The sequence below is a fragment of the Streptomyces alanosinicus genome (assembly GCF_014650595.1).
GTDB lineage: Bacteria > Actinomycetota > Actinomycetes > Streptomycetales > Streptomycetaceae > Streptomyces > Streptomyces alanosinicus.
The window spans coordinates 203302-228177 of record NZ_BMVG01000011.1 but is presented as its reverse complement, the minus strand read 5'-3'; the positions used below and the strand labels follow the sequence as shown (position 1 = coordinate 228177).

Genomic DNA, 24876 nt, shown 5'->3' with positions numbered 1-24876 from the left:
CAGAGGCCGGGCTCTGGCCCGGACGCAGAGGCCGGGCTCTGGCCCGGACGCAGAGGCCGGATCCCGCCCCGGAGGCAGGGGTTGGCTTCTGCCCCGACCGCAGGCGCCGAAGTCTGACTCGGGCGCAGAGGCTGAATCCCGCCCCGGGCGCCCGGGGCGGGATCCAGTGACGTGTGTGGCCGGGGTCTGACCCCGGGCCGCGGGAGCCGGGGCTGGCGCGGGGCGCAGGGGCCGCGTCTGCCCCGGGCGCAGGAGCCGGATTCCACCCCGACCGCAGGCGCCGAAGTCTGACTCGGGCGCAGAGGCCGCGTCTGCCCGACCGCAGGCGCCGGATTCCACCCCGGCCGCAGGGGCCGGGGCTGGCGCGGGCGCAGAGGCCCGGTCCGACCCGGGACGCAGAGGCCGGATCCCGCCCCGGACGCAGGGGTTGGCTTCTGCCCCAGGCGCAGGCTCCGTGCCGTCATGGACGAGGCATCGGCCAATACCGTCTGGACGAGGCATCGGCCCAAGCCATCATGGACGAAGTGTCGGCCCACGCCGTCATGAACGAGGCGTCGGCCCGTGCCGTCACGGACAAGGCGTCGGCCCGTGCCGTCACGGACAAGGCGTCGGCCCGTGCCGGTATCCCTGGGGCGGTGGGCCGTGTTCGCGCAAGGGGCCGAGCGTGAGGCCGGCCTCCCGGCAGTCGCGGATCAGGCCGGGCAGGGCGCCGAGGGTCGCGCGCCAGCAGCCGGGGGCCGCGAGCCGGTCGGAGTCGTGCAGCAGGACGGTGCCGCCGCCGCGCAGATCGGCCGCGACCCGGGCCCGCACGGACGCCGGGGTGGCCTCGGCGGTCCAGTCCTTGCCCCACGCCGACCACAGCACCGGCCGCAGCCCGGCCCGCCGTGCGGCCAGCCACCGCCCGGAGGTGAGGATCCCGTAGGGCGGGCGGTACCACAGCGGGCGGTGGCCGCAGACGTCCCGCAGCGCGCGGACGGTCCGGGCGACCTGCTCGGCGTCCCGGGCGGGGGCGGGGCGCCAGGGGCGGTCGTGCGTCCAGCCGTGCACCGCGAGTTCGTGTCCCCGCCGGGCGGTCTCCCGGACCAGCGCCGGATGACGTACCACGTGCTCGCCGAGCACGAAGAACGTCGCGCGCACCCCCAGTTCGTCCAGCGTGTCGAGAAAGCGCGGCGTGGACGCGGGATCGGGGCCGTCGTCGAAGGTCAGCGCGATGTGCCGAGGGGGGCCGACGCCGGCGAGGCGCGGGCACAGCAGCAGGCGTACGCCGGGGAGCCAGGTCGCCGCCGGTCCGATGTGCGCGGCGGCGACGGCCGGCACCAGGAGGGCCGCCGTCCGCCCCGGACGGCCGGGCATGAGGGACATCGCCGGTCTGCCTTCCTGTCGCGTTCTCACCGGTGTACTCGATGCGGGCGGCTCCCGGCACCGTCCCGCGCGGACGTGTCCCACTCCCGTCCGGCGGCCGCTGCCCGGGCCAGCCCGACACTGCCCGCCCCGATCAGCGCCACTCCGACGGCCTCCGGCAGCACGCGCAGCCCGAGGTGGACGGTCTCGGCGAACAGCACCCAGCCGAGGACGACGCTGGTGAGCGCGTCGCCGAGGGTGAGCGCGGGCTGGGAGGCGGTGAGCGAGCCGGCGCCGAACGCGCTCTGCAGCAGCAGGAACGCGACGAGTCCGGCGCCGGCCGTGGCGTACGGCGACCAGTGGGCGAACATCGCCGCCGGCCCGTGTCCGAGCCTGCCCACGGCCTCCTTGAGCAGCGCGGCGGTGGTGGCGAAGCACACGGCGGAGGCCAGCCCGAGCAGGGCGGCGCGGGGTGCGCCCCGCATCGGGCGGGCGAGGGCCACGAGGAGGACGACGGCGCCGAGCGCCCCGCCGCCGCCCAGCAGCCAGGCCCGCGGCGGCGCGGTCGGCCGGCCCGCGCCCGGGGCGGCCGCCAGCAGGAAGAGGGCGAGCCCGGCGGCGAGGGCGGCGAAGGCCAGCCAGGTGCCCCCGCCGGGGCGCCGCCGGAAGACCACGCTGCCGACGACCAGGGTGAACAGCAGCTCGGTGGCGAGCAGGGGCTGGACCAGGGAGAGACCGCCCACGGCCAGCGCCCCGGCCTGCAGCAGCCCGGAGACCGCGAGCAGCGCGGCCCCCGCCAGCCAGAAGGGGCGCCGCAGCAGCCGACCGAGCCTGCGCACGGCGGAGCCCGCCCCACCGGCCGGACCGTCCTCGTACGGTTCCTGTACGGCGGCGCGGCGCTGGAGCACGGACGCGGAGGCGTTGGTGAGGGCGGCGAGCAGGGCGAGCAGCACGGTGACGGCGGTCATGGCCGGTCACCCGAAGCGGGCGGCGAGATGCCGGTAGAGGCCGGGTGCGACGCCGCGCACCCGGGCCGGAAGGCGCAGCCAGCCGGGGACGTACACCTCGTCCCGGCCGTGCAGGACGGCCGTCCGGACGGCGTCGGCCACCCGCTCGGGCGGCACCGGCCGCGGCCAGGTGCGGGGGTAGGGGGCGCCGCGCCGTTCGAAGAAGGGCGTGTCGACGGCGCCGGGGATCACATGGCTGACGCCCACCCCGGTGCCACGCAGCTCATAGCGCAGGGCGTCGGCGAAGGCGGCCAGTGCGGCCTTGGCGGCGGAGTAGACGGCCTCGCCGCGCACGCCGACGCTGCCCGCGACGGATCCGATGAGCACGATGCGGCCCGATCCGGCCGCGACCATGTGGGGCAGGAGGGCGCGCACGAGGTGCACGGTGGCCAGCAGGTCGACGCAGATGATCTCGTCGATTCGGGCTCGGGGCATGCCCGTGAAGTCACCGGCCCAGCCCACGCCCGCGCTCGCCACCAGCAGGTCCAGCCGGCCGGCGTGGTCCAGGACGAGATCGGTCAGCAGACGGTCGGTGCCCGGCCGGGTCAGGTCCGCCGGGACGGCCAGGGCGCCGAGCGGGGCGGCCACCTGCGCCAGGCGTGTGGCGTCCCGTCCGTTCAGCACCAGCCGCCAGCCTCCCTCGGCGGCCAGCCGGCGGGCGACGGCGGCACCGATGCCCGAGGAGGCACCCGTCACCAGGGCCGTGCCGCCCGGGCCCGGGCGGCTCCCGGCGGAGGGGAGAACGGAGCCCGCCGGGCCGGAGGTCGCGACCGGCCCGGTGCGGTTCGACGGTCCTGCGGGAGGCGGGGTGTGGGACATGGTGACGACCTCGCTGCGACGTGGGGCACGGGCTCGCGAACTCCGGGAGCGAACCTTCGCGGTGTCTCCAGGGCGCCACACACTGGAACTCCGTGCACGGCGGAGCCGCCGCGACCTGTGCGCGAGCGGGGGCCGGCCTTACGACCGTACGCCCGGCCACCCGGTGGCAGAAGGGCGTGCGTCCCGCCGAAGGACCGGACCCGGCGAGCGGTCGGGCCCGGTGTGGTCAGTCCAGGCCCGGTACGGGGGCGCCGGAGGGGACACCGGCGTCGAGGTAGCCGGCGTAGAACTCCTTCCAGGGTCCGCTCGGCCCGGCGTGCGGGCCCTCGAAGCGCTCGCCGCGTGCCCTGGCGTCGAGTGCGGACAGGCAGACCTCCCAGCCGGCGCCGTTGCGGGCGGCGGTGTCCGCCTCGCCGAGGACGTTGGTGAGCGTGAACCGGGTGCGCCGGTCGCCGACGGCTTCCAGGTCGAAGCGGAGTTCGTCGCCGCCCCACGCGAAGGACAGGTGCCGGGGCGGGTCGAAGGCGAGCACGCGGCCGGTGAAGTCGGGCACGTTCGGGTCGCCGCTGAACCGGATGGTGCCGCCGGGACGCAGCTCCATCTCGGCGCGGAAGGGGAACCACTGCTCCAGTTCGTCGGGATCGGTGACGAACTGCCAGACGCGGTCCGCCGGGTGGTCGTAGACACGGCTGAACCGGACGGCGGGCCGGCCGTCGTCCAGGGTGAGATAGGTGCCGGTGAGGTCGACGGGCATGGTGTCTCAGTCCTTCGGTGGTGGGGGGTGCCGGGGGGCGTCCGACGTCTCGTCCAGGCGCCGGCCCAGGGCGTCCAGGCTGCGGTTCCACAGCCTGCGGTAGGGCTCCAGCCAGGCGTCGAGGGCGGCGATCGGCGCCGGGTCGAGGGCGTGGACGCGACGCTGTGCGTCCTGCCGGACCCGGACCAGGCCCGCCTCGCGCAGCACCTTCAGATGCTTGGACGTGCTCGGCTGGCTCAGTCCGCAGGCCTCGGCGATCTCCCCGACGGGCCGGGGGCGTTCCAGCAGGAGCGCGACGATCGCCCGGCGGTGGGGGTCGGCGAGGGCGGACCAGAGCGCGGCATCGGACATACAGCGAATATGCCTCGACAGTTATATGCCCGTCAAGGAATTCATGCCGATCTCACCCGCGAGACGAAACGAAACGTTGCCGTTTCGCTGGACGTACTCTAACCTCGATGTGTACGAAACAGTTTCGTTTACGGGTTCCTTTCGTCCAGCTGTTTCGACAAGAAGCGGCACATTCCCTGCACTCGAACGACTTTCCCTGGAGTGGTTCCCCATGTCCCAGAAGACCCTGCCCGAAGGCTCCCGAACGGGGGTGACCGGGGTCGAGCAGCCGGCGGTGTCACCGAAGCGGTGGTGGATCCTCGCGGTCGTCGCCATAGCCCAGCTGATGGTGGTCCTCGACGCCACCATCGTGAACATCGCCCTGCCGTCCGCCCAGACCGACCTCGGGTTCTCCGACGGCAGCCGGCAGTGGATCGTGACGGCGTACGCCCTCGCCTTCGCCTCCCTGCTGCTGCTCGGCGGCCGGATCGCCGACCTGTTCGGCCGTAAGCCCGCCTTCCTCGTCGGGGTCGTCGGCTTCGCCGCGGCCTCCGCGCTCGGCGGCGCCGCGAACGGCTTCACCATGCTGGTCGTCGCGCGCGCCCTGCAGGGTGCCTTCGGCGCGCTCCTCGCGCCCGCCGCGCTCTCGCTGCTCAACACCACGTTCACCGACGCCCGGGAACGGGCCCGCGCCTTCAGCGTGTACGGCGCGATCGCCGGTGCCGGCGGTGCCGTGGGCCTGCTGCTCGGCGGGGTGCTGACCGACGCGCTCGACTGGCGCTGGACCCTGTACGTGAACGTGGCCATCGCGGTCGTCGCCTTCGCGGGCGGCTGGATCCTGCTCAGCAACCACCGTGACGCCGCGAACGCCAAGCTGGACGTGCCGGGCACGGTCCTTGTCGCCGCCGGTCTGTTCACGCTGGTCTACGGCTTCTCCAACGCCGAGACACACGACTGGGGTTCGCCGCTGACCTGGGGCTTCCTGATCGCGGGCGGTGTGCTGCTGGCGGCCTTCGCCTGGTGGCAGACCCGGGCCGCGCACCCGCTGCTGCCGCTGCGCATCCTGCTCGACCGCGACCGCGCGGCCTCCTTCCTCGCGGTGCTGATCACCGGCGCGGGCATGTTCGGCGTGTTCCTCTTCCTGACCTACTACCTCCAGCTCAACCTCGGCTTCAGCCCCACCAGGACCGGTGTGGCGTTCCTGCCGATGGTCGGCGCGCTGATGGTGACCGCGCAGCTGGGCACCACGGTCCTGCTGCCCCGGATCGGCCCCAAGGCGGTCATCCCGCTGGGCTTCGCGATCGCCACGGCCGGTATGGCCTGGCTGACCGGTATCGGCGTTGGCTCGCACTACGCGAGCGCGGTGCTGCCGCAGCTGATCGTGATCGGCGTCGGCCTCGGCATGGTCATGCCGCCGGCCATGCAGCTGGCCACCGGCGGGGTCGCGGCCGAGGACGCGGGTGTGGCCTCCGCGACCGTCAACGCCATGCAGCAGGTGGGCGGTTCGATCGGTACGGCCCTGCTGAACACCCTCGCGGCGAGCGCCGCCACCGACTACCTCTCCGGCCGCGACGCCACCAGCAAGCTGGTGCAGGCCCAGGCGACGATCCAAAGCTACACGACCGCCTTCTGGTGGTCCGCGGGCTTCTTCGCCGCCGGCGCGCTGATCGCCTTCCTGCTCTACCGGCGCGGGGTGCCGGCGCAGGACGCGGAAGCCGCCCCGGTCGTCCACATGTGACAGCCGGGTTCCGGGCCCGAGGGGCCGCCGTCCGCAGGGAGACGGCGGCCCCTCGGCCTGTCATGGTGAAGGTGTGCGCAAGGCGACGGCGGTGCTCGGCAGCGCCCTGTTCCTGGTCCTGGCGGCGGGTTGCGGAGCCGTCCTGCTGCCGTGGTGGCTGACCGGCGGCTGGCGCACCGGCCACTGGCCGCTGCCGCCGCGCCTGCTGGGTCTGGTGCCTCTGGCGGCCGGTACGGCCGTGATCCTGGCGGCCTACGCCAGGTTCGCCCTGGAGGGACGGGGCACCCCGGCGCCGGTCGCGCCGCCCGCGCGGCTGGTGGTGAGCGGCGCCTACCGGTATGTGCGCAATCCGATCTACCTCGCGGTCGTCGCCGTGCTCGCCGGGCAGGGCCTGTTGCTCGCCCGGCCGGTGCTGTTCGGGCTGTGCCGCCGGCGCCTGGGTGCTGCTCCGGGTCTACGTCCGCCGGTACGAGGAGCCGGGGCTGCTGCGCCGCTTCGGGGCCGACTACGAGCGCTACCGGCGGGCGGTGCCGCCCTGGTGGCCCCGGCGCACCCCCTGGCAGGGCACCTGAGGGGCGCCGCGGGACCGGGTACGCGTCGCTCTCCGTGCCCGGCGGCGCGATCGCCGTCGGCCCTGGTGCGACACGAGTCACCGGCCCAAGGTCATGGACACCGGACGAAACCGGTGGTTTTTCGCCGCCCCCCGGGAAGGCCCCCCACGGGCCTCCCCAGGGAGCGGCTGTGTGCCCGGAAACCGGCGGGCGGCCCCACTCCGCCCGTCGGCCCCGGTGCGAGATCGCAGGTACCCCGCAGCAGGGGCCGCACTCCCCAGTTGCGGACCTGATCCGGCGTATGCGGAGACCTCTGCGATCCCGCGGTCTTTAGAAGGCGAAGACGCCGCCCATGGAGTCCCTCTCGCACGCGTTGCCGAAGGTGCTCTCGTAGGCGACGCGCTTGCCCTGCCAGACACCCTGCACGGTGACGACCACCGGGTTGTACAGCTTCGTGCACCAGACGCCGGGGGCCGGCTTCAGGGCGGCGAGGTCGCCGCCGATGCCCTGCAGTTGGGCGCACGCCTGGTCGGCGGCGGGGTGAGTGCCGGAGGCCGTGGGCGCGCAGCTCAGGGTGACGGCGCGCTCAGGTGTGGCCGTGGCCGCGTCGCTGCCGTGGCCCGTGGTGAGGACCAGCGCCGAGGGGGCGTAGAGCGACGACGGGGCGGCACCCGGTGCAGCGACGGCGGCCCCGGTCAGGGGTCCGCAGACGGCAGCGGCCGTGAGGCCGAGGGCCGCTGCCCAGCGCGCGGTGTTCCGCATTGTGTGCATCCTTCCGCTCGAACAGTTGAGGTACCGGCTCGGGCCCGGTCGGGCACCGGAGCGGCGAGCGCCACTCTGCCGAGTCCGCCGTCGAAACTCACATCGCACACATGGATTTCGGTAACCTTTCGTGTTGAAGCAGTGGCGTGAAGTCACGGAATCCACACACTGTGACCCAGTAACTACGCGGGTCCAGCGGTCGCAGCCGCGCCCGATGGCCGAAAATCGGCGCTTCGTTAATCGTCCTGAAACATTCCGACTCTGACCCCCTCAAGCCCCTTCATGACTCCTTGTGTTCACGAAGTGATCACCGCGCGGGGGTGCGCCGGGGGCGGGCGGAGGGGTCCGTGCCCGCGACCGAGAGGGAGCCGGGGCTCGCCGAGGACGCGTCGGTCACCCAGCGCTGCCCGGTGGAGCCGTCCCGGACCTTGGCCACGAGGTCGGCGCCCACGCTCTCGGCGGTGGTGGCGAGGGCGAGGGTGCGGTCCCAGCGGGGCAGCAACTCGCCCTGGACGGTGACGTCGTAGCGCACGTCGTCGGCCCGCTTCGAACCGGCGCCGGCACAGCTGCCGAGGATCACCACGCCCGCGTCGGCGTGCGAGTCCAGGCACAGCCCCGAGCCGGCCGCACTGCGCAGCAGTCCGTCGGCGTCGTACGTCCACTGCTGGGTGGGTGCCGTGGAGCAGCCGGCGAGCACCGCGCCCGCCCCGGCCTTCGGTGTGCCCTTGATGTCCAGGCACAGGTCGGCGGCGGCGTTGCGCAGCCGGCCGGGGCGACCGGTGGCGGGCAGCGCCGCGGTGCCGGGGCGCGTGGCGGACGGCGGCGCGGGCCGGCCGGTGGCGGCGCCGGCGGAGGCGACCGGGTCGGTGCCGTCGCCGCCCTCCGGCCACAGGCTGAGGGCGAGGACGGTCGCGAGCAGTCCGGCCGAGGCCACGCCGACTCCGGTGAGCAGCGTCCGGGAGGACCAGGCGGTCCCGGGGATCCGGGCGAGTGGTCCGGGCTCGTCCCCGGCGCGGCGCCTGCCGCGGGAGCCCGGGGTGCGGACCCGGGACCGGCCCTCGCCGCGCCGCCGCGCGCCGGGCAGGGTGGCACCGGCGAACAGGCCGGGCTTGTCACCGCCGCGCCGCCGGCCGCCCGAGCGCCGGGAGCCGCCACGGGCGGGGCCGGGGCGGCGGCCGGGTCGGGATTCGAGGTAGCGGCGGGCACCCCAGCCGAGCACCGCCTCGGCGAGCAGCACTCCCAACGCGGCGTCGGTGTGGCCGAGTTGCTCGGCGGCGTGCCGGCAGTAGGAGCAGGCGGACAGATGCTCCTGGACATCGGGCAGCAGCGCGCCGCCACGGCGGATCGGAACGTCCAGCAAACGGTTGTAGTAGCGGCATTCCGTGCCGGGCGCGAGTTCCCGGTGGGCACGTACCAGGCCCTCCCGGAATTTCTCGCGCGCCTGTTCCAGCGCGACCGCCGCGCCGTCGGTGTCGACGCCGAGCAGTCCGGCGGGAACGGTTATCGGTTCGGCCTCGACCTCGATGTGCCACAACAGCGTCTGTTCCGGGCGGGGAAGGGCGTGGAATGAGCGGTCGGAGAGGGCGCGGTTTTCCGGTATCAGGGTCTTCGCGGCGCGCATGCCGCGGCCCCCGGCGGGTTTGCCGAGTCCGGGCAGTACGGCGGTGATGTGGTCGGCGGCGGACCAGTTGACGACCGTGTCCCGGACTGCCACGAGCAGCCGGGGACGCAGCGCCTCGGCGGGTTCGCCGAGGGCGAGCCGGCCGAGGACCTGGTGGAAGGCGGTGGCGGTGACCATGTGCGCGAGCGGCCCGGACAGGGCCAGGCAGACGACCGCGTAGTCCTGCGCCGGCTGCCAGTGCCGGGCCATCAGCAGGGCGGCGGACCGGGAGGCCTCCGCGTCGGAACCGGCCCGCAGCGGGCCGGCGAGCGATGCGTCGGGCTCCCCCGGGTCTCCGCCGGGCGGCGGATAGGGAGGGCGAGGGGGGTGGGGGGTGGACACTGAGCGGATTCCTTTGGTGCGGCTTGCGTCGATGCGTACCTCTGCCGCGCGGAGGGAGGGGAATGGGCCGGCGTTCGGCCGGTGAAGTTCCGCAACTGCGGGAAGAACCCGGCATTGTACCCCCCACACGAGCATTACAACCCTTGCACAACTTCCTCACGAGCAACAAGGAAACCGCACAACATCGGCTGCTTTGAAAGAAAGTCAGAAATCGGTTCCCGCCCTGGTCCCGTGCGGCCGCTTTTCGGCATTTCATGCGCCCCGCGTGAAGCGTACGCACACACCGGCGGGCGCGCGCACGCTTCCGGCGGCTTCCCCCGCCGGCCGGGGCAGGCTCAGATCTGCCAGGAGCGCAGCCGGTCGGCCGCGCCGTACACATCGGTCTTGCCCGAGATCAGATCGCGGGCGAGGTCGACGAGGGCGCCGTAGGGCGGGTCGATGCCGACGCCGCTGACGAACATGTAGGCCACGGCGGTCGCACAGGCGAAGCGCGCGTTGGCGGCGGGCAGCGGCTTGAGGACGGCGAGGGTGTGCAGCAGGGCGGCGGCCCGCCAGGCCGGGTCGGAGTCCACCCCGAGCCGGGGCGGGTCGACGCGGTGCCGGGCGACGGCGGCGACCAGCGCGGAGAAGTCGTCGACCGAGGGCTGGTCGGGCAGGACCTCCTCGTGGCGCTGGAGCAGCCAGGGGACGTCGATATGGATGACGGAGGGCATGCGTCAGGCGGCCTCGTCCTTCGCGGGGGGTTCATCGTCGGGGAAGGCCGCCGCGAACTCCTCGGCGTGCGTGGCGAAGAACTTCCGGAAGGCCTCGGCGCCTTCCTGCAGGGCCCGGTGCCGGGCTATGTCGGCGGCGGCGGCCTCGCGCACGAGGGCCTTCATCGACGTACCGCGCTCCTTGGCGATCTGCCGCAGATCCTCGAGTTCCCGCTCACTGAACTCCACATTGAGAGCTGGCATACCCCCTACGGTACCGTGCGGGTACTTACCCGTAAATATCCCCAGGTCAGGTGCCCTTCCTCCCGGTACCTACGGGGTACGAGGGCCATGTCCGAATCCCGCCGTCCCTCCGGGCGGACGACGGGAGTCCGGCGACAGGCCCTAGACGTCGAGCCGGCTGATCCGTACCGCCCCCTTCGGCTCGCCCGGGTGGGCGCTGGTCAGGGTCAGGCGCAGCCGGGAGCCGCGCAGTGCGGCGAAGGTGATCACGGTCGGGGTGTCCGACGCGGTGGCCCAGTCCGTCCTCGCGTCGGTCACCGGCACGTAGGCACGGCCGTCCCAGACCGCCACCTCGGCCCGCGCGGGCAGCGCATGCGTGGTGTCCACGGTGAAGGAGACGGCCACGTGGTCGAAGGTGCGGTCGCGGCCGAAGTCGACCGACACCCAGTCCGTCGTGCGTGCCCCGTCGAACGCGGGCAGCAGCGCGGTGGCCGGCTTGGCGAAGGCGTTGGACCAGCCGGTGGCCGGGTCGCCGTCCAGCATCGCGGCGGGCAGGGTGTCCGGGCTTCCGGAGTAACTGGCGTCCGCGTAGGGGTAGTTCACCGGTTCGGGGTGGTGGGGCCCGAAGGCGGCCGCCGGGGTGCGGGAGGTCTCGGACGCCGGGGTGGTGCGCACGCTCGCCGTGCCGGCGCGCAGGCCGTCCGCGTGCGCGGTGACCTTCAGGGCTCCCGGCCGCGTCCCGGAGCGGACGATGGCGAGGGCCTTGCCGTGGAACGCGGTGCGGGTGCTCGCCTGGTAGCGCTCGGCGCTCTCCTCGCGGCCGTTGTCGACGCCGGCCAGGGAGCCGCCGGTGACGTCGAAGGTGATCAGGTGGCCGGCATCGGGCACCGGCACACCGTGTGCGTCGACGATCTCGGCGGTGACGAAGGCCAGGGAACGGCCGTCGGCGGCGAGCGAGGTGCGGTCGGCGGTGAGGCGCACCGCGTGCGCGGCGCCGGCCGTGCGCAGCACATCGGTGGCGACGACCTTGCCGCCGCGCCGGGCCACGGCCTTCAGCTCGCCCGGCCGGAACGGCACCTTCCAGGTCAGATGCAGCTTGCCCGCGCTGCCGTTCGGACTCGTGTAGCTGCCCGGGTAGGGGCCGTCGGTGAAGGTCTTGTCGTCGCCGGTGGCCTCGGTGGTCTCCAGGTAGGAGCGCCCGTCGGTGGTCCGCTTGACGTCGAACTCCCGCACACCGAGCGACTCCCCGTTCAGGAACAGCTCGACCGAGGGCACGTTCGCGTACGCCCAGACCTCGACCGTGGCGCCCTCGCCGAGCTCCTCGTGGTTCCAGCTCATCGGCAGCAGATGGACCATCGGCTCGGTCGTCCACTGGCTCTTGAACAGGTGGTACATGTCCTTCGGGAAGCCGGCCGTGTCGACCGCGCCGAAGAAGGACGCCTTGACCGGGAAGACGTCGTACGGGGTCGGCTCGCCGATGTAGTCGATGCCCGACCACAGGAACTGCCCCGCGAACCACTTCCGGTCCCGGTCCTTCTTGTGCCCGTACTCGCCGCTCATCGTCCAGGAGGCGAGGTTGTTGTCGTAGGAGGACGTCTCGCGCCTGCCGGGGGTGTGGTTCTCGCCGGTGTTGAGGTGCTCCGGCTCCTGGTACGCGCCCCGGGTCGAGGTCTCCGAGGAGGACTCGGACTCGAAGAGGAACAGATGGGGGTGGGCGGCGTGCAGGGCGTCGACCGACTTGGCGGTGTTGTAGTTCAGGCCGAGGCCGTCGAGTTTGGCGAGCATCCGGTCGGCCGGAGAGCCGGTGGCGGGCACCCCGTGGTACTTGTCCGAGCCGATGACCACCGGGCGGGTGTCGTCGGCGGCCTTGACGGCGCCGATGATCCGGTCGGCCATGGCGAGCCCGGCGGTGGAGGTGGAGTCGGGGATCTCGTTGCCGATGGACCACAGGACGACGGCCGGTGAGTTGCGGGCGGCGAGCACCATCTCGGTGGCGTCCTTCTCGCACCACTCGTCGAAGAACCGGCCGTAGTCGTATGCGGTCTTGCCGGTGCGCCAGCAGTCGAAGGCCTCGACCATCATCACGATGCCCAGCTCCTCGCAGACCTGGATCATCTGCGGCGAGGGCGGGTTGTGGGAGGTGCGCAGGGCGTTGACGCCCATCGACTTCATGATCTGCATCTGTCTGCGGACCGCGTCGACGCTGATCGCGGCGCCGAGCGCGCCCTGGTCGTGATGCAGGTCGACGCCCTTGATCTTGGTGTGGGTGCCGTTGAGCGAGAAGCCCTCGTCGGGGTCGAAGCGGTAGCTGCGGATGCCGAAGGGGGTCTCGTACGCGTCCGTGGTGCGGCCCGCGACGCGCAGTTCGGTGTGCAGGGTGTAGCGGTGTTCCGGGGTCGCGAAGTCCCACAACAGGGGTTCGGCGACGGTCAGTTCATGGGTCTCGGTGGCCTGGCCGGAGACGGCGGCGGTGCTGGCCGTGCGGGCGAGGGTGCGGCCGTCGGGGCCGGTGATCCGGGACAGGATCTGTACGTCCGTGCCGGTGCCGGACTCGTTCAGCACCGTCGTCGCCACCCGGACCAGGGCGCTGCCGGCGGAGACCTCGGGCGTGCTGACCCGGGTGCCCCAGCGGGCCACGTGCACCGGTTCGGTGATGACGAGCCGGGCCTCGCGGTAGATGCCGCTGCCGGAGTACCAGCGGCTGCTCGGCAGCCGGTTCTGCACCTTGACCGCGAGCACGTCGGGGGTGCTGCCGTCGGTGTGCACATGGCCGGTGAGGTCGAGGGCGAAGCCCGTGTAGCCGTAGGGGTGGTGGCCGATCTGGGTGCCGTTGCAGTAGACGTAGGCGTCCATGTAGACGCCGTCGAACTCCACCGAGACGCGCTTGCCCGCGTACGCGGGCGGGAGGGTGAAGGCGAGCCGGTACCAGCCGAGGCCGCCCGGCAGGAAGCCGGTGCCGGCGGTGGTGCCGTGGTCGGTGGTCGGGGTCTGCTCGATGCTCCAGTCGTGCGGGACGGCGACCTCGCGCCAGGCGGAGTCGTCGTAGCCGGGATCGGCGGCGCGCGCGTAGGCGCCGGTCGGGTCGGTGATGTCGTCCAGGTTGACCGCCGCGAAGCGCCAGCCGTCCCGCAGGGGCACGATCCGGCGTCCGGTGACGCCGGCGGACGCCTCGGCGGCGCCGGCGGGCGGCGCCTGCATGTTCAGCAGCGCTCCGGTCGCGGGCGTCGCGGTGGCGGCGACCAGAACCGATCGGCGAGTGACCGTCATGGCGGCTCTCCCTCATCAAGACGCAGAAGTACTCACAACTGATCGTGAACAAACAGATTCTGACGGTCCGCCACACGCGATCGTCAAGGGTCCGGCAGCACGCGTACGCCGTCTGCGGCAGATCGACCGGATCGTCCCTTTGACTGTGTTCGACCGACCGGCAGCGCGGGCACGGATGGTGATTCACGGCAGTCCCCGAAGCACTACGCTGGAACACGAGAGGTGCCACCTGTTCACTGTGAGTGTGCGCTTGGGAGCGGCGACGATGAGCCGGGTCTATCCGTTCGACGAGGCGGCGACGGCCCGGGCTGTCATCGACGACGACGGAACACTGGTCGAGTGGAACGAAGGCGCGCGCCGGCTGCTCGGCCACCCGGCACAGACCGTCCTGGGCCGCCCCGCCGCCCGGCTCCTGGCCGGGGACGGCCCCCCGGCGCCGCCCACGGGCGCCCGCTGGGAGGGAACGGTCGGACTGCGCCACCGCGACGGCCGTACCGTCCCGGTCTGGCTGCTCGCCCACCGCCGGCCGCCGCACGACGGACACGGCGGCGGCTGGCTCGTCGTCACCCCGCTGACCGGCGACGGGCCGCCCGGCGCGGACGATCCGCTCGCCGAGGCGGGCCTGGTCCAGTCACCGTGCGCGGTCGCCGTGTACGACGACGCGCTGCGGCTGCGCCGGATGAACGACGCGATGGCCGACGTCATCGGGCTGCCGCGGGAGCGGCTGCGCGGGCTGCGGCTCGCGGAGATCGGCGGCCGCCCGGACAGCGAGGAACTGGAACAGGGCATGCTCCGGGTGCTGACCACGGGGCAGCCACTGGACGTGCAGACCTCCGTGCACGCCGGCGGCGAGGGCCGCGCCGCCCACGCCTGGCTCGCCCGGATGGCCCCGGTCAGGGACGCGCGGGGCCGGGTGCGCGGAGTGTGTCTGGCCGCGCACGACATCACCGACAACCACCGCGCCCGGCAGCGGCTGCAGCTGGTGAACGAGGCGAGCGTGCGCATCGGCAGCACGCTCGACGTGACCCGAACGGCCGAGGAGCTGGCGGAGGTGTGCGTGCCCGCGCTCGCCGACTTCGTCACCATCGACCTGCTGGACCCGCAGGACTACGGCGGTGAGCCCCCGGCCCGCCTTTCCGCGCCGGTCACCCTGCGCCGGGCCGCCCATCGGTCGGTCCTCGACGGAGTGCCGGAGGCGGTGCTGGCCCCCGGGCACACCGAGGAGTACCCGGCCGGCTCCCCCCAGGCGGACTCGATGGCCGTGGGCCACACGATCATCTCCTCGGTCGCCCCGGGAGACATGCTGCCCTGGCTGGCCTGGGGCACCGCGCGGGGCGAGCGGGTGCGCAGATTCGGCATCCACTCCTCGATGTCGGTGCCGATCCAGGCCCGCGGGCTGACCCTCGGCGTGGCGGTCTTCACACGTCACCGGCGCGCCGACCCGTTCGCCGCCGACGACCGGCTGCTCGCCGAGGAGATCACCACCCGGGCCGCCGTCTGCATCGACAACGCCCGCCGCTACTCCCGGGAACGGGACACCGCGCTCACGCTCCAGCGCAGCCTGCTGCCCCGCACCCTGCCGCGCACGGCCGCTCTGGAGGCCTCCTCCCGCTATCTGCCGGCCGCGCGGACCGGGGTGGGCGGCGACTGGTTCGACGTGATCCCGCTGTCCGGGATGCGGGTCGCGCTGGTCGTCGGGGACGTGGTCGGGCACGGCGTCGAGGCCTCGGCGACCATGGGCCGGCTGCGCACCGCCGTACGCACCCTCGCCGACATCGACCTGGCCCCGGACGAGCTGCTCACCCATCTGGACGACCTGGTGGTCCGGCTGTCGGAGGAGTCCGGCGGCGAGGGCAGCCCCGGCGAGGTCGGCGCGACCTGCCTGTACGCCGTCTACGACCCGGTGTCCCGGCACTGCACCCTGGCCCGCGCCGGGCACCCCCCGCCGGTGCTGCTGCGGCCGGGCGAGCGGCCGCAGCTGCTGGACCTGCCCGCCGGTCCCCCGCTCGGCCTGGGCGGGCTGCCCTTCGAGTCGGCCGAGCTGGAACTGCCCGAGGGCACCGTCCTCGCCCTGTACACCGACGGTCTCGTGCTGTCCCGGGAGCGGGACGGGGACGCCGGCCGCGCGCGGCTGTACGAGGTGCTCGCCGGGCACACGGCCTCCCTCGACGAGACCTGCGACCGGGTCCTGCACGCCCTGCTGCCGCCGGGCGGCGCCGCCGACGACGTGGCGCTGCTGCTGGCCCGGACCCGGGTGCTGCCCGTCTCCCGGGTGACGACCTGGGACATCCCGGCGGACCCGGCGCTGGTGGCGCTGATCCGCAAGCAGGCCGTGGAGCAGCTGGACACGTGGGGGCTGAGCGAGGCCGCGTTCACGACGGAGCTGGTGGTCAGCGAGCTGGTCACCAACGCCATCCGGTACGGTGCCCACCCCATCCGGCTGCGGCTGATCCATGACGCGGCCACACTGATCTGCGAGGTGTCCGACACCAGCCCCACCGCCCCGCATCTGCGCCGGGCCAAGACCTTCGACGAGGGCGGCCGGGGCCTGCTGCTGGTCGCTCAGCTCACCCAGCGCTGGGGCAGCCGGCACACCCCGGAGGGCAAGACGATCTGGGCGGAGCTGCCGCTCTACGAGGAGGACCGGTAGCCGGGCGCGATGTCGGTGCCGGACCAGCGAACAGGTGAGTTTCGTCTTGCCCGAGTCCGGAAGGCGGCAGCCGAGTGTGTGTACCCCGGGCCCGAGAAGCGGCCCCCCGACGGTCCATGGCCCGGGAGATCTCGCCGCCCTCCATGGAAGCGCCGGGGCGCCCCCGCTGCATCCCGGGCACGTCCCGGTCCGCACCGGCGGCGGGGCCGGTCAGCCGCCCGCGAGCCAGGGCCGTACCTGTTTGCGGGCCTCGTGCAGACGGGATTTGAGGGTGCCGAGCGGGATGCCGACGCGCTCGGCGACCTCGGCGTAGTCCAGCTGGCAGATGTCCCGGTAGACCAGCGGAGCGACCAGATGCGGATGGGTCCGCTCCAGCCGGTCCAGCGCGTCCAGCAGATCCACCCGGGAACCGGCGATGACGCTGGTGGTGCGCGGGTCCACCGCGTACGAGGGCTCGATCGCGGCGGCCGGCTGCTCGGCGGCCCGCCGCTTCAGCTCACGGTACTTCTGCCGGCAGCAGTTGGCGACCACCGTGTACAGCCAGGTGCTGAAGCGGCTGCGGCCCTCGAAGCGGGAGATGTGCCGGGCCACCTGGAACAGCACGTCCTGGGCGGCCTCCTCGGCGTCCTCGCGGCACGGCAGGAAACGGCCGCAGCGGCGCACCACCTCCGGCCGGATCTCGTGCAGCAGCCGGTCCAGAGCCGCGCTGTCGCCGACGGCGGCCCGCCGGGCGAGGTCTTCCACCGGCGCCTGGTCCTGCACGGAAGGGTCCTCCTTCGAGTCGATCTCAGGCCAGGCATGATAGTCGTATGCACTCCCTGGAGCGGATCGGCCGCTACCGCCTCGAACGTCCGCTGGGCACCGGCGCCTTCGCCACGGTGTGGCTCGCCCACGACGACGAGCTGCAGGCTCAGGTCGCGGTGAAGGTCCTCGCCGAGAACTGGGCCCACCGGCTCGATATCAGGGACCGCTTCCTGTCCGAGGCCCGGCTGCTGCGCCGGGCCGGCTCGGGCCGCGTGGTGCAGGTCTACGACATCGGTGAACTGCCCGACGGCAGGCCGTATTTCGTGATGGAGTACGCCGACGGCGGCACCCTCGCCGACCTGCTGACGGGCGGCCCGCTGCCGGTCGGCCACGCGCTCGCGCTGACCGCCGAGGCCGCGCGGGCCGCCGCCGCGCTGCACGAGGCGGGCATCGTGCACCGCGACATCAAGCCGACGAACGTGCTGCTGCACACCGCCCGGGACGGCACCCGGCGGGTGCTGCTGGCCGACCTGGGCCTGGCCAAGAGCCTCGCGCAGGCGTCGGTGCTCACGCTGGCCGCGGGCTCGGCGGGCTATCAGCCGCCGGAGCAGGCCGAGCCCGGTGAGGGCATCGACGAGCGGGCGGACGTCTACAGCCTGGGCGCGGTCGGCTATGAGCTGGTCACGGGCAGTGTGCCGGGCCTGCCGGGCCGGGTCGTACCGCCGGGGCGGCTGCGGCCGGGCCTCGGGGAGGACGTGGAGCGGGCGCTGCTGCGCGCGCTGGAGCCGGACCGGGCGCGGCGCTGGCCCGGCGCCCAGGCGTTCGCCGATGAGCTGGACCGGCTGGCGGCGGGGACGCCGTCGCTGCGGCCCGCCCGGCGCCTCGACGGCGTACGCGGCCGGCTGAACGCGGTGACGCTGTCCCTCGCCGCGCTGCTCGCCGCGGCGGCGGCCGCGGCCGGGGTGACCGTGCTGCTGCACCGCGGCGGCTCCGCGGACCAGGCGCGGGTGACGGACTCGACGGGGCGGGTGGTCGTCGAGGTACCGGCGGGCTGGCGCCAGGAGCTGCGGGACTCCGGCTGGGACCCGGGCGCGCTCGGGCTCGCCAAGGGGCACGAACCCGGGCTGGTGGTCGCCGACGACCTGAGCCGATGGCCCGATCTGGGGGCGGCCGTGGACGGCGTGTTCGTCGGGCTGAGCGAACACGGCGACGTCACGGAGCGGGTCAAGGCGCTCGCCCACTCCGGCTGCCGCTTCTCCGGCAGCCGGAGTTTCGCCGACGGCGACTGGCACGGTCTGGTGCGGGCCTGGAGCGGCTGCCCGGACGGCGGCTCGGTCACGGAGTCCGCGCTGAACCCGGCGGACGGCACGGCGCAGCCTCAGGTGTACGTACAGGTGCGCGAGCGGGGCGACAAGGACGCGACCGAGGACATACTCCGTTCGCTGAGCGTGACCTGACGGGCGCCTGCATGCGGTCACGGAGGGGAAGAGATTCCAGCGTGTGCCGAACTTTTCCGGGGCCGCGCGCATCGGAGTGTGATGACGGCGCACTCGGTGCCGTAGGTACGCGGTCCGTCGCGTGCCATGAACAACCAGGAGCGTCGATCGACATGGTGAACACCCCCCGGTCCGCGCGGCACGGGGCCCTGCTCGTGGGCACGGTCGCCGTGCTGGGCCTCCTGACCGCCTGCGGCAACGGCCACGACGTCCACAGCAACCCGCCGGTCACGGCCTCGGGTACGGCCGCGCCGGCGACGGACGGCACGAAGAGCCCGGCGCCCGGCACCTCCGCCCCGGCCTCGACGGCCTCGGCACCCGCCGGCGCCCCCTCGTCCCCCGGCGCCTCGAAGGCGACCCCCACCGCGGGCGGCGGAGGGGGCGCCGCGACCACCGTCCCGGTGAGCAGCCGCTGCCACACCTCCGAGCTGAGCGCCTCGGTGGGCCGCAACGACCCGGGCGCCGGCCAGGAGAACTTCCCGGTCGTCCTGACCAACAGGTCCGGCCGCACCTGCACCCTGCACGGCTATGCCGGCGCGGCGTTCGTGAACGGCTCCGGCACCCAGCTCGGCCCGGACCCCCGGCGTGAGTCGGGCTCCCCGACGACGATCACTCTCAGGCCGGGGCAGAGCGCCTGGGCCGGGCTGACCTATTCCAACCCCGGTGTCAGCGGCGCCGAGACGGCCACCCCGGCCGCGCTGCTGGTCACGCCGCCGAACGAGAAGGACTCGCTGAGGGTCGCGTGGTCGGGCGGGGCGGTGCCCGTCTCCGGCAACTCCTCGTCCGTCTTCCTGTCGGTGCTCAGCCCCGGCACCGCTCCCTGACCAGTTACGAACCACCCGAAACACCCCTAGAACCCCGCTGTTCCCCACCCCGGACAGCGGGGTTCGTCATGACCGCGCCACAACTGTCACAGGACGGCAACAGGCATCCCCGGCCCCGATCTTTCCTTCGGCTCCCGTCATCGAACCCGTCGACCCACACCGGCGAGCAGGCCCAGCAAGGGCCGTGACAGGAAATCGGGGACAAGATGAGCGGGATCTCACGCAGGCGGGTGCTGACAGCGGGCGCGGCCGCGGGCGCCCTGGGCACGCTGGCCGCGTGCTCCTCCGGCACCGGCCTCTCGGTCGGCGACCCTGACCCGGACGGCAAGGGCACCGCCCAGGCCAAGGCGAAGCCGATCGGTGACGGCTCCACCGCGGACACCGGCGCCCAGCCGCACCAGCCGACGCCCGAGCGGCTGAAGCCGGGCCAGAAGCCCCCGCAGTTCGTGGTGTTCTCCTGGGACGGCGCGGGCGAGCTGAGCAACGGCCTGTTCTCCCGGTTCCGCAAGGTGGCCGCGGACCACGGCGCCAAGATGACCTTCTTCCTCAGCGGCATCTACGCCCTGCCCGAGTCCAAGAAGCACCTGTACCGTCCGCCGCAGCACCCCGTCGGCACCTCCGCCATCGGCTATCTCGCCGACCGGCACATCCACGCCACCCTGCAGCAGGTCCGTGCGGCCTGGCTGGAGGGCCATGAGATAGGCACCCACTTCAACGGGCACTTCTGCGGCGCGGACGGCGTGCGCAACTGGTCCCCGGCCGAGTGGCGCAGCGAGATAGACCAGGCCAAGAGCTTTGTGAAGCAGTGGAAGACCAACACCGGCTTCACGGACCTCGAACCGCTGCCCTTCGACTACGACAAGGAGCTGATGGGCGGCCGCACCCCCTGCCTGGAGGGCCAGTCCAACCTGCTGCCCACGGCCGCGGCACTCGGCTGGAAGTACGACGCCAGCTCCCCCGGCGGACTGCAGATCTGGCCGGGCAAAGTGCAGGGCGGCAAGATCTGGGACTTCCCGCTGCAGTCCGTACCGTTCCCCGGGCACAACTTCCAGGTCCTGTCGATGGACTACAACATGATGTTCAACCAGTCCGCCGGCAACCCGAACGGCGACCGCGCCCAGTACGCCGCCTGGCGCTCCCAGGCCCGTGACGCCTATGTGGCCGGTTTCCAGCGCGCCTACACGACCAACCGCGCGCCCTTCTTCATCGGCAACCACTTCGAGCGCTGGAACGGCGGCATCTACATGGACGCCGTGGAGGAGGCCATCGGGAAGATGGCCGCGTACGGCGACGATGTGCGCTTCGTGTCGTTCAAGCAGCTCGTGCACTGGCTGGAGGCGCAGGACCCGGCGATGCTGCGCAAGCTGCGCACGCTCGTCCCCGGACAGGCCCCGGTCGGCGGCTGGGCGGAGTTCCTGGGAGCGGCGGGCAGCCAGACCTCCTGACCGGTACGCGAAGGTCTGTCCTCATGGGCGCATACCGCGTCTTCAGCGGTGGCGGCGCCAGCCTCCGTACCCGCCACCCCCGTAGCCCCCGCCGCCGTAGCCGCAGGAGGACGGGTAAGCGGTGCACGGGGCGACCGTGGCGGACGGCGCAGGCGCCGGATCTGCGACGGTGGCCGACGGCTTCGGGGCGGGGGGCGGGGCGGACGTGGCCGTGGAGGCCTTGGGGGTGGGCGTCGGCGCGGGTGGTGTCCGGTGGGCGGTGGCGGTCGGTGACGCTTTGCCGCTGCCCCAGTCGACGTTCTGCATCTGCAGTTCGGGCCTGGCCGTGTCGACGGTCCAGCGCTGGTCGGCGCCGATGGCGCGGTTCTTCAGGACCAGGGCACCGGAGCCGTCGGTGGCGGCCGGGGTGAGGGCCAGTTCCTGGTTCCAGCGGGGTATCAGGGCGCCCTGGAGCGTGAAGTCGTAGCGGATGTTCCGCGCGGCCTTCCCGGTGGCCGAGCAGGGGGCGAGGACGACCGAGTAGCCGAGGTGGGAGTCCAGGCACAGCTCGGGAGCGGCGGAGTTGCGCAGGCGTCCGTCGCTCTCGTACGTCCACTGCTGGCTGGGTGTCGTGGAGCAGGCGGCGAGTTCGGTCTCGGCGCCGTTGACGGCCTTCTTCCCGACGACGCCGATACACAGCCCGGAGGCGAGATTGTGCAGCCGGCCGTGTACGGCACCCTGACCGGCCGTGCTCGCACCGGACCAGGACGAGGTGCCGGCGGTGGCGGTGCCCTTGCCCGGCGCCGGCGAGGACGCGCCGCCGCCGGCCGGGGCCGCGCCGCCCCCGGAGCCGAGCACCGACCACAGCACCAGGGGCACCACGACCAGTCCGCTCACGGTGCCTACGGCCAGGGCGAGTTGGCGGCGTCGGGTCCGCCGGGCGCGGGCGGCACGACGGGCCGAGCGGCCGGGCGCGACGGTCTCACCGGTGCCGGCCGCCGCGCCTGCGGGGGCGGAGCGGGGCCGGCGGAGCGGACCGGTGGCGCCTCGGCGGCGGGTGCGCGCGGCGGCCGGGGCGGCCGCGTCGGGTGACGGGGTGACCGTCGGGGGCTGCGGAGCCGGTTCGGCCGGGTGTTCGGCGCGGCTCGCCCGGGACTCCACATAGGCGTGGGCGCCCCAGCCGAGGACCGCCTCGGCGAGCGCGAGCCCCAGTCCCGTGTTGAACGCGGCGAGTTGGTCCGCGGTCCGGCCGCAGTGGCCGCAGCCGCCCAGATGCGCGCGCAGATCCGGGTCGAGGTCGACGCCGCCGCGCCGGTACGTCACATCGAGCATCCGCAGATAGCGCCGGCACTCGGTGTCGGGGGCGACTTCGCGGTGGACCTGGAGGCACTCCTCGCGCAGCCGTTCCCGGGCCCGGCGCAGCTCGATACGGGTGTCCTCCTCGTCCAGGCCGAGCAGGGCGGCGGGTACGGCGAGCGGTTCGGCCTCGACCTCCGTGTGCCACAGCACGGCACGGCTGGTCGGGGGCACCCGCTGGAACGCGCGGGACAGTTGGCGCCTGCCGGGCGGCGGCAGCAGCCGGGCGGCGGCACGCTCGCCGCCGTCGCCGGACCGCAGCAGCGGGTGGAGGAGTTCCCGGCGGCCGTCGGTGTCCCACTCGGCCGCGATCCGGCGGACCGTGACCAGCACCTGGGGCCGCCAGGCGGCGGTCGGGCCCGCCTGCCGGAGCGACTCCCCGAAGAGCCGGGTGAAGGCGGCGGTGGTGAGCATGCCGGCGGCTCGCGTCCCGTCCGCGCACAGCCGGGCGTAGGCGAAGGCCGCTCCCCAGTGCCGGTCGAGAAGTTCACCGACGGGATGGAGCGCCGGTGTCCCGCCCGTCCACTTCTTCAGCTCGGCACTCAGCCGCTCGTCCGACAGGCCTGCCTCATTCACGACTGCATTCCTCCAGACGTGATAACGAAATTAGTCCATACCAAGCGATACGGAAGAGTGGTGGGCTGCTCGAACGTCCACCTGAGGCGGCTCTTTTGAAGCGTGGGGGGTGTACGGGGAGCGACCTGGCGCAAGAGCGGGAAATATGATCCGTCCGCACGCCGACGGCACACACTTTTGCACAGTCACACACGCCCGAACAAGGGATCTTTCGATAATCGACAATCGCGTGTGACTGGTTTTCTTATTGACGCGAATTCAGGTGGGCCCTTTTCTTCCCTTACCGCCGTTCGCCCGCCCGGTAGGTGCCGGGCGGCACTCCGTAACGTTCCCGGAAAACCCGGCTGAAGTGGAAGGGGCTGATGAATCCGGAGGCCGCGGCCACCCGCTCCACCGTCAGGTCGGTGACCTCCAGCAGCCGGGCCGCGTGCCGCAGCCGGGCCTCGCGCAGGGCCCGCATCGGGGACCGGCCGGTGCACAGGGTGAACAGGTGCGCGAACCGGGACGGGGACAGCGCGACGCTCTCGGCGAGTGAGCGGACGGTGTGCGCGGCTCCTGGGTCGGCGGCGATCAGCTCCTCGGCCCGGCGCACCCGGGCGTCCGTGTCCGGTGCCGGCCGCGGTGTCCGGCCCGGAGCGGCCGGCGCCGTCCGGGCGCCGGCGGCGAGCAGCACGACCTCCTCCAGCGCGCACAGGGCCAGTTCCCGCGCCGGGCCGCCGTGCGCCACGGCCACAGGGTCCGGCGCGGACGGGGCGCTCCCGGCCGGTCCGCGGGCGTCTTGGCGGGCGTCGGCGAGCATCCGCCCGAACGCCGCGTCGATCCGCTCGTACAGGGCGCCGGGCACGGCCGGCACGGCGTACAGGCCGTCGGACACGGCATAGGGGGCGAGCCAGGGCGTCCAGGAGGGCCGGGCCCGGCAGTGCGTCCACCAGAACCGCCAGCGCCCGACGCCGGGCGCCACGGTGTAGCGGTGGGCGGTGCCCGGAGCGAGCACCACCAGATCCCCGGCGCCGACGCGGGCCCGGGCACCACCCTGACGGAGCAGTCCGCACCCGCCGAGGGTGAAGGTGAACAGCCAGCTGTCCGAGCCGCCGGGTCGGTTCACGCCGTAGCCCGGCCCCTGGTCGTAGCGGCCCGTCACCACCGGTCCGGGCGGCGGGGACGGGTCGGCGGCGGCAGCCGTCACGGGCAGGTCGTCAGCACGCACAGGCATCCTCCCGTCGGGCGCTTCGTCCTAGCGTGGCAGGTGAGTGACCACCCGATCCCGTCAGCGCAGGAGCGGACACATGACAGCCACGGACAGCGACGCCGGCCGGCCCGAGGCACTGCGGCAACGGTTCGAGGAGGAGGGGTTCATCGTCCTGCGGGAACTGTTCGCCCTGGCGGAGACCGAGCGGCTGTGCGCCGCGTTCGACGCGCTGCACGCGGCCGGCCCGGTGCCGGGACACTTCCGGCCCCGCCCGGCCGACCCCGATCCGCTGCGCCGGTATCCGCGGGTGATGCATCCGCACGAATTCAGCGCCGTCGCCCGGGAGTTCCTGCTGGACACCCGGCTGCGGGCCGTGCTGGAGGTGCTGTTCGGGGAGGAGGTGCTGGCCGCGCAGAGCATGTTCTACTTCAAGCCGCCGGGGGCGCGCGGACAGGCGCTGCACCAGGACAACTTCTATCTGCGGGTCGAGCCGGGCACCTGTGTGGCGGCGTGGCTGGCCTGTGAGCCGATCGACCGGGACAACGGCGGCCTGGAGGTCGTCCCGGGCACCCACCGGATGGACCTGTTCTGTCCCGAACTCGCCGACGAGGACGTCTCGTTCGCCCGCGAGTACGTTCCGCCGCCGGCCGGACTGACCCCCGTTCCGGTGGATCTGGCGCCGGGTGACGTCTTGTTCTTCAACGGCAGCCTGGTGCACGGCTCCGGACCCAACCGCACGGCCGACCGCTTCCGGCGCTCGTTCATCGGGCACTATGTGGGCCGTTCGGCCGAGCGGATCGGAGCGCACTACCGGACGCTGACGATGTCCGGAGAGCGGATGCCACTGCCGCAGAGCGAGGGGGCGGGGCCGTGCGGCACGGAGTTCCTGCCGCACGGCCCGCACTAGGGCGTGTTGCGAAAGTCCCGTCGTCCGCCCGGAGGGCGGGCCGAGCGGCGTCCGGCGCGTGCTCTGGGGGTCCCCCCGGCCGGAGGCTGGGGGAGTGCCGGGCGGAAGCCCTCGTACTGGTTGTACGTGGGTTTTCGCCCGGTGCGGCGAGAGTGCGTGCCAGGCGTCGGGCGGCAGGCGGGACTTTCGCGACACGCCCTAGGG

Annotated in this window: 20 protein-coding genes; 7 read left to right on the top strand and 13 right to left on the bottom strand. The window is 73.5% G+C overall.

Annotation, left to right across the window (positions count from 1 at the left end; translation table 11 throughout):
* Positions 1-594: 594 nt before the first annotated feature.
* The 5 genes from IE277_RS23900 to IE277_RS23880 all read right to left on the bottom strand — a co-directional run bounded on the left by IE277_RS23900 (position 595) and on the right by IE277_RS23880 (position 4272).
* Positions 595-1362, bottom strand: coding sequence for a polysaccharide deacetylase family protein (locus tag IE277_RS23900; RefSeq protein WP_189955660.1), 768 nt, complete (start codon positions 1360-1362; stop codon positions 595-597).
* Positions 1363-1388: 26 nt separating this feature from the next.
* Positions 1389-2309, bottom strand: a complete 921-nt coding sequence (locus IE277_RS23895; RefSeq protein ID WP_189955658.1) for a DMT family transporter — start codon at positions 2307-2309, stop codon at positions 1389-1391.
* Positions 2310-2315: 6 nt separating this feature from the next.
* Positions 2316-3167: an SDR family NAD(P)-dependent oxidoreductase gene (locus IE277_RS23890; RefSeq protein WP_189955656.1), complete on the bottom strand. Its 852-nt coding sequence runs from the start codon at positions 3165-3167 to the stop codon at positions 2316-2318.
* Positions 3168-3393: 226 nt separating this feature from the next.
* Positions 3394-3921 carry an SRPBCC family protein gene (locus IE277_RS23885; RefSeq protein ID WP_189955654.1) on the bottom strand — a complete coding sequence of 176 codons (528 nt, stop codon included), beginning with the start codon at positions 3919-3921 and terminating at the stop codon, positions 3394-3396.
* 6 nt (positions 3922-3927) lie between these two features.
* On the bottom strand, positions 3928-4272 hold the full coding sequence (locus tag IE277_RS23880) for an ArsR/SmtB family transcription factor (RefSeq protein ID WP_189955652.1): 345 nt from the start codon (positions 4270-4272) through the stop codon (positions 3928-3930).
* Positions 4273-4483: 211 nt separating this feature from the next.
* Between IE277_RS23880 and IE277_RS23875 the strand changes: the two genes are divergently transcribed.
* On the top strand, positions 4484-5989 hold the full coding sequence (locus IE277_RS23875; protein WP_189955650.1) for an MFS transporter: 1506 nt from the start codon (positions 4484-4486) through the stop codon (positions 5987-5989).
* A 440-nt stretch (positions 5990-6429) separates the two neighbouring features.
* A complete protein-coding gene (locus IE277_RS48880) occupies positions 6430-6561 on the top strand; it encodes a hypothetical protein (RefSeq protein ID WP_268252653.1) in 132 nt (43 codons plus the stop codon).
* A gap of 309 nt (positions 6562-6870) precedes the next feature.
* Here IE277_RS48880 and IE277_RS23865 read toward each other — a convergent pair whose 3' ends face one another.
* From IE277_RS23865 to IE277_RS23845, 5 genes are all read right to left on the bottom strand, one after another.
* Entirely contained in the window at positions 6871-7302 is a 432-nt protein-coding gene (locus tag IE277_RS23865; RefSeq protein ID WP_189955649.1) for a subtilase-type protease inhibitor, read from the bottom strand.
* Positions 7303-7609: 307 nt separating this feature from the next.
* Positions 7610-9304, bottom strand: a complete 1695-nt coding sequence (locus IE277_RS23860; protein ID WP_189955647.1) for an RICIN domain-containing protein — start codon at positions 9302-9304, stop codon at positions 7610-7612.
* A 335-nt stretch (positions 9305-9639) separates the two neighbouring features.
* Complete coding sequence (locus tag IE277_RS23855) at positions 9640-10017, bottom strand: toxin Doc (RefSeq protein WP_189955645.1); 378 nt, start codon at positions 10015-10017, stop codon at positions 9640-9642.
* Between the two features lie 3 nt (positions 10018-10020).
* A complete protein-coding gene (locus IE277_RS23850; protein ID WP_189955644.1) occupies positions 10021-10260 on the bottom strand; it encodes a hypothetical protein in 240 nt (79 codons plus the stop codon).
* A gap of 141 nt (positions 10261-10401) precedes the next feature.
* The gene (locus IE277_RS23845; RefSeq protein WP_189955642.1) at positions 10402-13506 is read right to left on the bottom strand and encodes a glycoside hydrolase family 2 TIM barrel-domain containing protein; all 3105 of its coding nucleotides are present in this window, start codon (positions 13504-13506) and stop codon (positions 10402-10404) included.
* A 265-nt stretch (positions 13507-13771) separates the two neighbouring features.
* On the opposite strand from IE277_RS23845, the gene IE277_RS23840 reads away from it, so the two are divergent.
* Positions 13772-16156, top strand: a complete 2385-nt coding sequence (locus IE277_RS23840; protein ID WP_189955640.1) for a SpoIIE family protein phosphatase — start codon at positions 13772-13774, stop codon at positions 16154-16156.
* A gap of 210 nt (positions 16157-16366) precedes the next feature.
* On the opposite strand, the gene IE277_RS23835 is transcribed toward IE277_RS23840, so the two are convergent.
* Entirely contained in the window at positions 16367-16918 is a 552-nt protein-coding gene (locus IE277_RS23835; RefSeq protein ID WP_189955638.1) for an RNA polymerase sigma factor, read from the bottom strand.
* 47 nt (positions 16919-16965) lie between these two features.
* Here IE277_RS23835 and IE277_RS23830 point away from each other — a divergent pair, with 47 nt between their 5' ends.
* The 3 genes from IE277_RS23830 (at position 16966) to IE277_RS23820 (ending at position 20665) form a co-directional block, all read left to right on the top strand.
* The gene (locus IE277_RS23830) at positions 16966-18357 is read left to right on the top strand and encodes a serine/threonine-protein kinase (RefSeq protein WP_189955636.1); all 1392 of its coding nucleotides are present in this window, start codon (positions 16966-16968) and stop codon (positions 18355-18357) included.
* Positions 18358-18509: 152 nt separating this feature from the next.
* Positions 18510-19220 (top strand): DUF4232 domain-containing protein, encoded by a 711-nt coding sequence (locus IE277_RS23825; protein ID WP_189955634.1) that lies wholly within the window; start codon positions 18510-18512, stop codon positions 19218-19220.
* A gap of 206 nt (positions 19221-19426) precedes the next feature.
* Positions 19427-20665: a polysaccharide deacetylase family protein gene (locus tag IE277_RS23820; RefSeq protein WP_189955633.1), complete on the top strand. Its 1239-nt coding sequence runs from the start codon at positions 19427-19429 to the stop codon at positions 20663-20665.
* 42 nt (positions 20666-20707) lie between these two features.
* On the opposite strand, the gene IE277_RS23815 is transcribed toward IE277_RS23820, so the two are convergent.
* Both IE277_RS23815 and IE277_RS23810 read right to left on the bottom strand, forming a co-directional pair.
* Positions 20708-22576 (bottom strand): ricin-type beta-trefoil lectin domain protein, encoded by a 1869-nt coding sequence (locus tag IE277_RS23815; protein ID WP_229881928.1) that lies wholly within the window; start codon positions 22574-22576, stop codon positions 20708-20710.
* Between the two features lie 280 nt (positions 22577-22856).
* Positions 22857-23789 carry a helix-turn-helix domain-containing protein gene (locus IE277_RS23810; RefSeq protein ID WP_189955631.1) on the bottom strand — a complete coding sequence of 311 codons (933 nt, stop codon included), beginning with the start codon at positions 23787-23789 and terminating at the stop codon, positions 22857-22859.
* A gap of 73 nt (positions 23790-23862) precedes the next feature.
* On the opposite strand from IE277_RS23810, the gene IE277_RS23805 reads away from it, so the two are divergent.
* Positions 23863-24672 (top strand): phytanoyl-CoA dioxygenase family protein, encoded by an 810-nt coding sequence (locus IE277_RS23805; protein WP_189955629.1) that lies wholly within the window; start codon positions 23863-23865, stop codon positions 24670-24672.
* Positions 24673-24876: the final 204 nt, after the last annotated feature.

Excerpts from the sequence above, each read along its gene's own strand:
- IE277_RS23890 (WP_189955656.1), bottom strand. The coding sequence starts at position 3,167 with ATGTCCCACACCCCGCCTCCCGCAGGACCGTCGAACCGCACCGGGCCG.
- IE277_RS23865 (WP_189955649.1), bottom strand. The coding sequence starts at position 7,302 with ATGCGGAACACCGCGCGCTGGGCAGCGGCCCTCGGCCTCACGGCCGCT.
- IE277_RS23885 (WP_189955654.1), bottom strand. The coding sequence starts at position 3,921 with ATGCCCGTCGACCTCACCGGCACCTATCTCACCCTGGACGACGGCCGG.
- IE277_RS23810 (WP_189955631.1), bottom strand. The coding sequence starts at position 23,789 with ATGCCTGTGCGTGCTGACGACCTGCCCGTGACGGCTGCCGCCGCCGAC.
- IE277_RS23895 (WP_189955658.1), bottom strand. The coding sequence starts at position 2,309 with ATGACCGCCGTCACCGTGCTGCTCGCCCTGCTCGCCGCCCTCACCAAC.
- IE277_RS23855 (WP_189955645.1), bottom strand. The coding sequence starts at position 10,017 with ATGCCCTCCGTCATCCATATCGACGTCCCCTGGCTGCTCCAGCGCCAC.
- IE277_RS23820 (WP_189955633.1), top strand. The coding sequence starts at position 19,427 with ATGAGCGGGATCTCACGCAGGCGGGTGCTGACAGCGGGCGCGGCCGCG.
- IE277_RS23845 (WP_189955642.1), bottom strand. The coding sequence starts at position 13,506 with ATGACGGTCACTCGCCGATCGGTTCTGGTCGCCGCCACCGCGACGCCC.
- IE277_RS23880 (WP_189955652.1), bottom strand. The coding sequence starts at position 4,272 with ATGTCCGATGCCGCGCTCTGGTCCGCCCTCGCCGACCCCCACCGCCGG.
- IE277_RS23830 (WP_189955636.1), top strand. The coding sequence starts at position 16,966 with ATGCACTCCCTGGAGCGGATCGGCCGCTACCGCCTCGAACGTCCGCTG.
- IE277_RS23850 (WP_189955644.1), bottom strand. The coding sequence starts at position 10,260 with ATGCCAGCTCTCAATGTGGAGTTCAGTGAGCGGGAACTCGAGGATCTG.
- IE277_RS23825 (WP_189955634.1), top strand. The coding sequence starts at position 18,510 with ATGGTGAACACCCCCCGGTCCGCGCGGCACGGGGCCCTGCTCGTGGGC.
- IE277_RS23805 (WP_189955629.1), top strand. The coding sequence starts at position 23,863 with ATGACAGCCACGGACAGCGACGCCGGCCGGCCCGAGGCACTGCGGCAA.
- IE277_RS23900 (WP_189955660.1), bottom strand. The coding sequence starts at position 1,362 with ATGTCCCTCATGCCCGGCCGTCCGGGGCGGACGGCGGCCCTCCTGGTG.
- IE277_RS23840 (WP_189955640.1), top strand. The coding sequence starts at position 13,772 with ATGAGCCGGGTCTATCCGTTCGACGAGGCGGCGACGGCCCGGGCTGTC.
- IE277_RS23875 (WP_189955650.1), top strand. The coding sequence starts at position 4,484 with ATGTCCCAGAAGACCCTGCCCGAAGGCTCCCGAACGGGGGTGACCGGG.